Raw genomic sequence first — 11,368 nt, 5'->3', positions numbered from 1 at the left:
ATATTTATAGAAGACAAATTTTAACTTATTTAAATTGCCTCCTTCTATGAAAAGAATCTATTTTTCCAAAAAACAAAATAAAAATATTAAAGGTAGAAGGAAAATTAATTGGGAGAAAATGCATAAGGTGTATAGGAGTGACATATAAGAAAAAACCTGAATGGATTAGGGCTAAGCTTCCTTCTCAAAATACATTTCATGAATTAAAAGGAATAATACGCTCAGGTGGACATCATACTGTATGTGAAGAAGCTTTTTGTCCGAATCACGCAGAATGTTGGGAATCAGGGACAGCAACTTTTCTCTTAATGGGAGATACATGCACTCGTGGATGTAAATTTTGTGATGTAAAAACTGGAAATCCACATAAGATATTAGATCATAATGAACCTGCAATTTTAGCTCAATCAGTAAAAAAAATGAAATTAAATTATGTAGTTTTGACTTCTGTAGACAGAGATGATCTTGATGATGGAGGAGCTGATCATTTAAGCAGGTGTATTAATCACATACGTAAAGAAAATCCTACTGTTAAAGTTGAAATTCTAATACCCGACTTCCAAGGAAAGATATCCTCTCTAATAACTATTTTATCCGCAAAACCAGATGTAATTGGTCATAACATCGAAACTGTTGAAAGATTGACTCCAAATGTCAGAGATAAAAGAGCTAGTTATCAACAATCCTTATCCGTCTTGGAGAATATTAAAAAAATTAACTCAAGAGTAATAACAAAATCATCAATTATGCTGGGCCTTGGTGAAACAACAGCTGAAGTGTTAAAAGCTTTTGATGATCTTCGTTTTGTTGATGTTGACATTTTAACAATAGGTCAATACCTCCAACCATCTAAGATAAATTTAAAAGTAGTAGAATATATTTATCCAGAGCAATTTGACCAATTTAAGAGATTAGCTCTTTCTAAAGGATTTAGATATGTAGCTTCTGGTCCTCTTGTGAGAAGTTCTTACCGAGCGGGAGAATTATTCTTAAATGAAATTGATAGAATATCCTAATCTAACACAAAACTTGAGAAAGTTGCCAAAAATCCTTCTAGCAATAATCTGGGTTCTTTTTTCTATTTTCTAGAGAATAAATCCTTTAATCGAACAATCTCTCTAGTCTTTTGAAAACTGAACCTTAAGGTTCTTTTTATATTTCCTTGTTCGAAATTGTATACCGAGGGTTTATGTGACAGGAAAAAAAAGGCTTCTCTATACTGGAATAGCAAATTCTAATATTTCAATTTCAAAATCTACGAATAATTTGTCTAGTTAAACATTAATAGTGAAGATTGGGAAGTAGCACGATCAGCATGGAAATGAAGGAATTCTTTCGTGAAAGAAAATGCCCTGAATGTGGAGCAGCAGATAATATTGTCTCTGATTCACGATCTGGGCAATGGATTTGTGCCTGTTGTGGTATTGTAGTTAATGAATTGGTTTTTGACCAAGGTCCTGAATGGAGGGCTTATGATTTTCAAGAAGAACAGGACAGATCTAGAGGAGGATCCCCATTATCGTTACTTCAGCCTGATTATGGAATAAAAACCCAAATTGGTAAGTCAAGAACCGATGGAAAGGGTCGAAAGCTCTCCTCAACAAAAAGATTGGTGTACAATCGATTAAGCAGTGTTGATAATCATACACATGAGAGCGAAATTCGTAATTTAAGAATAGCTTTACGTGAATTAAAAAGATTAAGAAGCCAAATGGAGCTTCCAGATCGTACTGCCCAAATGGCAAGCTCATATTATCGACGATGTTTAAAGATGAACTTAATTCGGGGACGTTCAATTGATGGGATGATAGCAGCTAGCCTTTATCTAGCCTGTCGTAAAACTAGGATCCCACTTACACTTAAAGACGTAGCAACGAATGCTAATGTCTCATCTAAAGAATTAGGACGATGTGTGAGAACGATTATTCAACATTTACAGACAAAACCTGATTCTGGACGTCATGAGGCATTAATTCATCGATTAGGTGAAGAATTACGGTTATCGATGCCAACACGAATGGAAGCTGTTAAAATTACAAAAAAAACTCGTGATAATGGAATTACAGTTGGTAAAAATCCCATGTCTATTGCAGCAGCTTGTTTATATATAGCTGGGGTAAAAACTGGGGAACGAAGAACACAACAGCAAATAGCTCGTGCAGCAAAAACAACACCAGTAACTATTAGGAATAGATTCAAAGAAATTGTGAGAATATTAAGAATGGACGACATTGAAGTCAAAAGAGGAGCTGCTGCAGTTCCTGTATTCATTGAAGATCCACGTACTCACTTCAATATCTCTTCTTAATTTTTCTTATTTTTATACAAATATGATCCTATAGTTTTCTAAATCTTTATAAAAACTTATTTTACTAATAATACTTTGTTTTTCTGTCATACTTTCTTTTTTATCCTTGATTTCCAAACTTTTTAGCTGAATAGATGAGAGAGAATTACTTTATCCTTATTTAATAAAACCAAGCCTATAGTAACACCAAAGAGGGGATACATTATTAGAGCTAGAGCTAATTGTTGAGTTTCGAAAGTGGAATATAGGAAAAGAGGGATAGGTAATAGAAATATGATAATCATAAATAAGTTTAAGATGATTAACATCAATTGATGAATGTTTGTTGAAAATTTTATTTTTTTAACATTTAATTTACTAAAATAGCGAAAAAGCATAATTATAGCAGTTAAAATTGTAAACAGGAAAAATACTATTAAAATCAAATCAAGTATGGGCACTAAATTATTTATAATTAATAATTGGCTAAAAAGAGAATATCCATTCCATAAAGAGTGGAATAATACAGCAGGTATCAATCCCCATTTTATAAAAATCAAACTTAACACGATCCCAAGAAGAAAAGTCGTTAAAAGATGTAAAAATGTATAACGTAATGAAGATTCTATCAAATCAACTAAGGTATGTGATAATGAAAAAATAAATGCACTTATTATTGAACTAGTAAACCATGAATCAGATACTTTCTGTAATATCGTAACAATGAAGAAACGGTAGATTATCTCTTCAAGGAGTGGACCAATCAATAGAATCAAACATATAAAAGCTATAAGACTGAATGTGTCCTTAAAATAAACATCATAAGGGGTACTAGTAATAGGTTCTAAATCAAAAATATTTAGGAAGAGGTCAGTAAAAAAAACCATAATTTCTATTGATGTGATTGAAATTACTAATATTACGAATAGAGAATAAATATTTAGTGATTTAGATGTAGAGAAAAGACTTTTTAAGAGTTTTTTTTTGTACCAAACCTCTAAACTTAATATCACTAATGAAGAAGAAGTTATATTGATTATCAGGATGAACCATGGAGGAATTTCATTATTAAGATCTATTAGAGAAGATCCCAAAAACACAAATACTATCATAACAAAAATTTGAATTATATCTCTTAAAGACAATAAGAAAATAGTGAAAATGGCTAACCAAAAGGATTGGTACAATCTTCCTCCTTTCGTTTCAGGTTCAATTATGTCATGATCTAATTTGTAACCACAATAAAGACAAAAATTCACAGGAGGAATAATTTCATTACATTGAGGGCATCTGACAGATCTCATATAATCAACAGTCCAACTAAGGGATAAAATGAATTATTCTTATACAAAAATATTAAATTAGGGAAAAACATTAAATCCAACAGCACTTATTGGTAAACAGCTAAAAGGATAATAATTTCTTGGTAATGACATACATGGTAATCAAAATGAAGAACCTCATTCTCTTTAAAGAAACGTATTAAAAAGAAGGAAAAAAAAACTTCCAATATAGATCATTTTCTGAAAGAAGATGTATCCATGTAGTAAATACAATGGTATTCACTGGATTTTTTTGAATAAGATGTGAGGTCTAATTTCGTGGCTCAAAAATTTTTAGATCCTGAAATCCTTGAAAATTTGGAGATTAGGCTCCATAAAGCAGTTAATCAACTCCCTAGTCCTATCCGTGAGCGTATTTTTCAATTTATTTGTTCAATGAAAGGAAAACAATTACGCCCCTCATTGATCGCTTTAACAACAAAATTCCTTGTAGATGGCGAGGATTATCAAGAAGAAGCAATGGAACGTTCATATACATCAGCTGTTGTAATAGAATTACTACATAATATGACATTAATTCATGATGATTTAATCGATAATGCCCCTGTAAGAAGAGGTAATGATTCATTTCATATTGTTCATGGTAGTGATCGCGCACTCCATGATGGGGATGTATTACATGCTTTTGCACTCACACTCATCAAAGCAGCAGATCCCAGTTTAGATATCATTCTAGATTATGCTTATAAAGTTGGAATTGGGAACGCGATCGAATTAGAAGATCGATTGACCGAGAATTTCACTTTTGATCAAGCCCATATCATTCAGATCATGGAGTTAAAAACAGCAATTGTTTTTGCTGGATGTGTCCGCTTAGGCTGTTTGGCTGCTAGGAGAGAAGATATATTTACTCAAAGATTGGAAAAAGCGATAATCTCTGCAGGAATTGCCTTTCAAATTCAGGATGATTATTTGGATATACTAGGCAATCCTGAAACATTTGGTAAAGTTCAATATTGGGATATTCAAGAGTCAAAACGAAATTTGTTTTTGTATTATGCTCTTCAGACCAAAATGGCTGATAGGATAAAAGAAATCTATAATAAACCTATCGGTCAAAAAACCAAGGAGGAAATTCAACTCATCCTCGATGTATTTAGATCAGTAAACGATCAAGTTCGAGAAGTGAGAGATTATTACTCTAAATTGGCAATTACCGAGTTAAGTGCAATTCAAAACGAATTAGATGATAATGACGAGAATGCTGCCGCGTTGTTTGATTTTCTAATCGTACTAGTAAAATATCTTGTTGAAAGAGAAAAATGAATAATTTATTATGATAATTGAATAATTATCAACTTATCTGTCTATAAATTTATTTATAAAAAAATAGATGGGTTCCTGTTATCATTTCAATTTTTCATGATTTCAAATAATTTCACCTTAAAACCCAAAAGATTGCATACTGTGGTAATATGAAAGATAAAAACATTCACAAGTATACCATTGAATTTACAGAGAATTTTTGGTTAAATCTTGTGGAGGTTGCAGGTCATGGCAATGTAAAACAATTTATTATCCAGGCGCTTAAAGTTGCATTAGAAGCACATACAATAAAGTCTTTGATACTTTGTGGTGGACGGGGAACTAGTTTTCGACCAATTTCTGTCACCACTCCAGCAGTAATGCATCCTATAGGTTATAAACCAATATTAGAATATTCTATTGATTTACTTAGAAGACATGCCTTAACTGAGATTTATCTGTCAATTGGATTTCTAAAGGAACATATTCAGCAACAATTCTCAGAAAAAGATTATCCTGGGGTTACACTAGGGTTTATTGCAGAAGAAAAACCACTTGATACAGCAGGAGCGGTACTCAATGCTCGAAAAATCTTTAAGTCAACATTCTTAGTTATGAATGGTGATTTAATAACAAATTTAAATCTAAATTCCTTATTAGAATTTCATAGAGAGATTGTTAAAGAGGGGGGAATAGCCAGTATGTTTATACTTGAGGAACCAAATGGACAAGTTGAGTATAACCCAGAAGAACGTAAAATTATTAGATTTAATAATCATTTACGAAAAGGATTATCTTATGTAAACGCTGGAATATATATTTTTGAGCCAGAGATTTTTAATTTCATAGAAAAAGAAGTGGCTTCATTAGAAAAAGATGTCTTTCCTGTTCTAGCTAAAGAGAATCTTTTATATGGATTTATACCAGAAGCACCTGTGTATTGGAATCATATAAATTCTCCTGAAAGATATCAAAAGGGGTGGGCTGATTTTTTGGCGGGTAAACTAGATTTTTAGATCTTCTCGCACCCCCAAATCACGATCAGTTTTTTGAGGTAGTTCGTAATCAGGTAGTTTCTTTAAGTTAGGATTCCTAAACAACATTGTCTAGAATGTGGGTCTATCGACTTTTATCCCGAGTTTCCTTTATTATAGCATACATGATTCTCATCTTTGTTCCGTTTTACATTATGATAGGTCTTATATGGGTGTTTCAATCTTTTAATCTACTTGAAATCATGTTAAACCTTTTATTATTACTTATAGAGATTATAGGGTTCTCATTTGCTTTTTACTTAGTCTATATGATAGCAGGTGCCTTCCAATTTCATGCGAATAATGTTTCTATTGACGAAAAGGTATTAAACCTCCCATTTTTTAGTATAATTATCCCTTCTCATGGGACTTCCTTTTCGATTTTAGAAGAAACATTACTAGGAGCATTGAAAATAAAATATGATAATTACGAAATAATAGTAAGTGACAATGGCCAAGACTCTAGTACTACAAACCAGTTGAAAACATTCTGTGAAAAAAATAAAATTAAATTCTACCATAAAGATGATACAAGAGGATTCAAAGCGGGAAACATTAATGTTGTTTTAAGTAAGACCAAAGGGGAATATATTGTAATCTTAGATTCAGATCATATCCCTGTTCCAAGTTTATTGACCGAATTTGCAAAAATATTAGGAAATAAAAAGTATAATTCTTCTGATAATATAGGGTTTATCCAAGCCAAAGTCTCTTATCGAAATGCCTTTCGATTATATCAGAAAGCAAATACAATTCTTTACTCACAGTTTTTTGAGGTTTTTGAAGCAGGAAAGCATAATCGTGGGATGGTACTTTTCAATGGTTCAACTGGATGTTTCCGCAAAAAAGCATTAATTGAAGAGGGAGGATTTTCAGAACAGACTTTGATAGAAGATATAGATACATCCATAAAAATCCTTTGCAACAATTATTCTGGGAAATATCTTAATTTCGTGGGATCAAAGGGATTAGTTCCTGAAACAGCAAAGAAACAAGTAGCACAGCTTTGGCGATGGGCCCATGGTGCATGCAGCATTCTAAGATTGAGAACAAGACCAATATTTGCATCAAATCGTAAACTATCAGAGAAAGGAGAACTCATATTAAATGCAATGGCTTTTTTTTCAGGAATAAGCGTGGTTGCTTTAATTATCACTCTTGCACTCCTAATTAATTTTCAAATGAGTTTTTTACGCCCTTCAATTCTTGGGATTCATACGGGTTTTATTATGCCAAGTTTAGTAGGTGTATTTTTCTCAATATCTTCAATTTTAGCTATATCATGGGAAGAAAGACAACAGAATTTTATTTATCGGTTACTTCAGCTTATTCCATTTTATCTGTTTTCACTTGGAGCTTTTATGTTCTTAATCTCAGGAATTATCGAAGGGTTAATGCTAAAAAATACACCGCAGAGCGAGGGAAGAGTTTGGAACCGACAAATACATACAATACGTGATTCGCTCATCATACTAGGAGTTTCATTGCTAATCGTTTTTATTGGAATAGTTGGAGTACTAAATAATTTCTCGGGGGGATTTGGGTGGTTTGTGATTGGTGGTGCTTTGAGTTGGATGTTGGCCCCTCTTGTGTTGCTGTGGGAAGAGATTAGTCCTCCTGCGAATTAATATCATTTAAGTGAACGATAATTACTAGCTCCAATGAAATGGGCTATTCGCAACGCTTCAGGAATAGTACCTACCATGGTACACTTTTTAGTGAGAGAAAAGGCATCATCAGGATGAATTCCTGCAACTTGTAAGAGGATCTGGGGACTCTTTTGGACTAGAATGGGCTTTCCCGCATTTTCCATGCATTGCCATCGATCCTGACCATCAGAAAATAATTCCAAAAGAGATCTTTTAATTTTCTGAAAATTAGGTATTTTCCGAAGAACCACTATAACAGGAATTTCAGTGAGTCTGAAGAGTTCATGAATATCAATCACACCAAACCCTCCTGTAGTAATGCCTTGGAGGAAAATGCCTTGGAGCTGTGGTCTATGGATAGAACTTAAAATCATCTCACTTAGCTTAAGAGTTGCAAATTTGTCATCTCGATCAATTAAACATTGAATAACACCATCAACATAGGCAGCACCTTTCATTATAACCCCAAACACCGGTACTTGTTGATTTACTTTTTGAAATCGATCGAAACCACCATCATCAAGGCCTATAATGGGTGTCTTCGCTTTTACACTTCTCCAACGTTTAATGGATACTTTTTTACTCATAGAAACTCCAGTTACATACCTGTCCAAGGAAATTAAATTATTTTTATATAGAAGGTTAAACAGTTGAACTAAGGTCACTAATTATTTTTATCATTTCCGTGTTTATAACTTAGGAAGTGAATAAGTTTTTAGTTATGATAAACCTAGAAGGTCAAACTAACAAGCTCACAGATATCGATTGAATAATAATGGTGAAATTGGTGCTATGATTATAAATGAGTGGAATCAGGCAATTATGATGAAAGGATTTTATTTTGGAGGTGGACCTTTCTATCGGATATGTGATCAAACTTTAGTTACAATTCATGAAACCCTTCATACTTTCTCTTGTGATCATCTTGACTATATTAGATATATTATGAGCTCAATGCTAGCAGATTATATTATGCATTCACAGACAATTTCTGAAATAAATTTGACAACTTACAATGGACTAGGAGAGTGATATTGGCTATCAGGTACTAATATAGTCTCTAATAAGTGGGTTTAATAATGAGAAAAATACATTCGATGAAGCAAATACTAATTGTTATCTGTATTGTGAATAGCCTAGGAATTATAGTGGGGTTTCTTGTATCAGGTCACCCATCAATTTATTCTGAATCAGTTCAAGTTAAAAACACTACTTGGACTGGAAGAGTGGAAATGCCCGTTATTTCTCAAATCAATATTTCTGCTGAAGTCTCAAACCTCGATCCTTTACCAATAATGATAAGGTATGAAGGTCTAAGGAATGACAATCCGAAGTTAATGGACATTATATTGGATTCAGGGGAATCTTATCTAGATACAAATCCTTTACGTACAATGGGAATGTCTCTTTTTTCATTTGATAGGTTAGTTATTGAAATAAGACCTGCTGCGAATAGTACGTCGCTTAATTATGTCTCTATTGTAATTCAAGGACGTAATAGGAATTTGATTGAATGGTTTCAATACGAACTGACAGGGGAAGGATTCTACTTTATCTCAATTGTTTTAAGCCTTATAATCCTCATTCCGTACTCCTTTCTTCTTTTCCAGACATATCATATGAGACAATCTAGAACATCATGGAAATCTGAGCTCTTTTTATGCGTAATAAGCTTTTTCCTTCTCAATTTTGGATTTTTTCTTATCTATACAATGTTTAGTCCACATAATTGGCATAAACTCCCCTATAGTCCAATCCTAATAAGTTCATTAATTACAGGGATATATTTGATTGGAACAACCTTTCAACATTCATAGTGATTTTACATCAGGCTGTCATGAGATGCTATTGAAGACCTAAATGATGGGAATAATTGGCAAAAATACTAAAAACTAGTTAAAAAAAAGAGGAGAAAAAGTCCCCGATCAACCCCAGAAGGTCAAACTAACCAATTTAGTAAGCTTCACGGGATTGAGCGTAGGACGGACCTCGGAGACTCCAAAGCTCATCTTTAAGCATATCACGGATAGCAAAACGAATTGCTTCACTACGATTGGGGTATCTACCACTTCGAACTAACTCATCTAAGCCAGTTACTTGGTCATTGGGCAAATGGACGGTAATCAACTTCATCATGTGCTATTCATCCTAAATCATATTAGTTATTTGAAATATTTGATACTAAGAATCTCTAGATAATATACCGGTTTAAAGTCGTCATAATTCATCGGTATTATCCCAGTAATAATTATGTAGTACGACCTAGACAGAGATAGTCTCTAGATAATATACCATGCCTGAATTCTTCCTAATCAAGAATGATTTGAAAGTTATAGAAGGAAGCTTTTTTACAAAGTAATTTTTAAGTAACGTTCTATAACATTATCTTAGAACTCTAGACTGGAACAAATCTAGATTTATGAATTTTGTTAGTAAATTCTAATATTGCTATTATTAGAGATAATTAGCTTGTAGTACCACGATTAATAAGCTCTCATCCTCTTTCGAAACTTTACATCAGAAGTTGTAGCTTCCGATAAATGGGTATTTATTTTTCGTGTTCTTAAATCAAACATCCAGATTATAATATGGAATAGCAATCAAAGTTAGATCCGACAAAAATCTCTAGCTAATCAAAAATTATTCAATCTGTAAAACAGAGAATGGAATTCTCCAGAAAAGTGGACGACATATGACTGTGACAATTGAAAAATCATCAAAAGAGAATGAAACTGAAGGCTTAATATTATCCTCAAATGCAAAGATTGTCTTGGAAAAACGGTATCTCAGACGAAATGAAAGAGGAGAAATCATAGAAACGCCTACCCAGCTTTTTCGTCGGGTGGCCCGTGCAATCGCCCTGAATGAACAGCGTTATGGAAAAGATCCTCGGGAATATGAAGATCAATTTTATCAGCTTATGGCAAATCTAGATTTCCTCCCTAATTCTCCAACTTTGATGAATGCGGGGACTGAAATGAACCAATTATCTGCTTGCTTTGTTTTACCTGTTGAAGATAACATGGACTCGATATTTAATGCTGTTAAAAACGCTGCAATAATTCATAAGTCAGGTGGAGGTACAGGTTTTTCTTTTTCACAATTACGACCAGTTAACGACAAAGTACAAACTACAGGAGGAGTTGCAAGTGGGCCTCTTTCGTTTATGACTGTCTTTAATTCTGCTACAGAAATAATTAAGCAGGGAGGACGAAGACGTGGAGCTAATATGGGAATATTGAAAGTGGATCATCCTGATATACTGGCGTTTATTGAATCTAAAAAAGATCTCACCTCCTTAAATAATTTCAATATTTCAGTAGGGGTAACGGAGAAGTTCATGGAAGCAGTCCTAAAGGAGCAAGAATACCCTTTGATTAATCCTCGAGACAGCAGTATTGTTGGAAAATTACAAGCTAAAGCTGTCTTTGACAAAATCATAGAGATGGCTCACTCCAATGGAGAACCTGGTATTATTTTTTTGGATCGTATCAATGCAGCGAACCCTACACCTCATATTGGTCAAATAGAGGCAACTAATCCTTGCGGGGAACAGCCTCTTCTCCCCTATGAGTCGTGCAATTTGGGATCGATCAATTTAAGCCATATGGTTCAAATTGTAGAAGGCAAACCATTTCAATTCACCATTGATTATACTAAATTAAAACAAACAGTCCGAATCTCTGTTAGATTTTTAGATAATGTTATTGATGTCTCTACATTTCCCCTTTCAATTATTGAAGCAATGACAAAGTCGAATCGGAAAATTGGTCTTGGAGTGATGGGATTTGCTGATCTTTTAATCAAATT

The 11,368-nt window shown here is 33.4% G+C and carries 11 protein-coding genes; 8 read left to right on the top strand and 3 right to left on the bottom strand.

Annotated elements, in window-relative coordinates:
- Positions 1 to 137: 137 nt before the first annotated feature.
- Positions 138 to 1,016, top strand: a complete 879-nt coding sequence (lipA, locus tag ACWVCY_RS03210) for a lipoyl synthase (RefSeq protein WP_455140247.1) — start codon at positions 138 to 140, stop codon at positions 1,014 to 1,016.
- A gap of 299 nt (positions 1,017 to 1,315) precedes the next feature.
- Positions 1,316 to 2,308 (top strand): transcription initiation factor IIB, encoded by a 993-nt coding sequence (locus ACWVCY_RS03205; RefSeq protein ID WP_455140246.1) that lies wholly within the window; start codon positions 1,316 to 1,318, stop codon positions 2,306 to 2,308.
- A gap of 122 nt (positions 2,309 to 2,430) precedes the next feature.
- Here ACWVCY_RS03205 and ACWVCY_RS03200 read toward each other — a convergent pair whose 3' ends face one another.
- Positions 2,431 to 3,591 carry a CPBP family glutamic-type intramembrane protease gene (locus tag ACWVCY_RS03200; RefSeq protein ID WP_455140245.1) on the bottom strand — a complete coding sequence of 387 codons (1,161 nt, stop codon included), beginning with the start codon at positions 3,589 to 3,591 and terminating at the stop codon, positions 2,431 to 2,433.
- 297 nt (positions 3,592 to 3,888) lie between these two features.
- On the opposite strand from ACWVCY_RS03200, the gene ACWVCY_RS03195 reads away from it, so the two are divergent.
- The 3 genes from ACWVCY_RS03195 (at position 3,889) to ACWVCY_RS03185 (ending at position 7,537) form a co-directional block, all read left to right on the top strand.
- A complete protein-coding gene (locus ACWVCY_RS03195; protein ID WP_455140244.1) occupies positions 3,889 to 4,896 on the top strand; it encodes a polyprenyl synthetase family protein in 1,008 nt (335 codons plus the stop codon).
- A 149-nt stretch (positions 4,897 to 5,045) separates the two neighbouring features.
- A complete protein-coding gene (locus tag ACWVCY_RS03190; protein ID WP_455140243.1) occupies positions 5,046 to 5,891 on the top strand; it encodes a nucleotidyltransferase family protein in 846 nt (281 codons plus the stop codon).
- A gap of 95 nt (positions 5,892 to 5,986) precedes the next feature.
- Entirely contained in the window at positions 5,987 to 7,537 is a 1,551-nt protein-coding gene (locus ACWVCY_RS03185; protein WP_455140263.1) for a glycosyltransferase, read from the top strand.
- A 2-nt stretch (positions 7,538 to 7,539) separates the two neighbouring features.
- Here ACWVCY_RS03185 and ACWVCY_RS03180 read toward each other — a convergent pair whose 3' ends face one another.
- Positions 7,540 to 8,145 carry an endonuclease dU gene (locus ACWVCY_RS03180; protein WP_455140242.1) on the bottom strand — a complete coding sequence of 202 codons (606 nt, stop codon included), beginning with the start codon at positions 8,143 to 8,145 and terminating at the stop codon, positions 7,540 to 7,542.
- Between the two features lie 205 nt (positions 8,146 to 8,350).
- On the opposite strand from ACWVCY_RS03180, the gene ACWVCY_RS03175 reads away from it, so the two are divergent.
- Both ACWVCY_RS03175 and ACWVCY_RS03170 read left to right on the top strand, forming a co-directional pair.
- Positions 8,351 to 8,590, top strand: coding sequence for a hypothetical protein (locus tag ACWVCY_RS03175; protein ID WP_455140241.1), 240 nt, complete (start codon positions 8,351 to 8,353; stop codon positions 8,588 to 8,590).
- 47 nt (positions 8,591 to 8,637) lie between these two features.
- Positions 8,638 to 9,375 (top strand): hypothetical protein, encoded by a 738-nt coding sequence (locus ACWVCY_RS03170; protein WP_455140240.1) that lies wholly within the window; start codon positions 8,638 to 8,640, stop codon positions 9,373 to 9,375.
- Between the two features lie 136 nt (positions 9,376 to 9,511).
- Here ACWVCY_RS03170 and ACWVCY_RS03165 read toward each other — a convergent pair whose 3' ends face one another.
- Positions 9,512 to 9,694: a ribbon-helix-helix domain-containing protein gene (locus ACWVCY_RS03165; RefSeq protein WP_455140239.1), complete on the bottom strand. Its 183-nt coding sequence runs from the start codon at positions 9,692 to 9,694 to the stop codon at positions 9,512 to 9,514.
- A gap of 556 nt (positions 9,695 to 10,250) precedes the next feature.
- Between ACWVCY_RS03165 and ACWVCY_RS03160 the strand changes: the two genes are divergently transcribed.
- A partial coding sequence (locus ACWVCY_RS03160) for an adenosylcobalamin-dependent ribonucleoside-diphosphate reductase (protein WP_455140238.1) occupies positions 10,251 to 11,368 on the top strand: 1,118 nt, incomplete at its 3' end.

The organism is Candidatus Hodarchaeum mangrovi (assembly GCF_975850365.1).
Note: the sequence above shows the minus strand (reverse complement) of the source record. Positions and strands in the feature narration are given on the sequence as shown.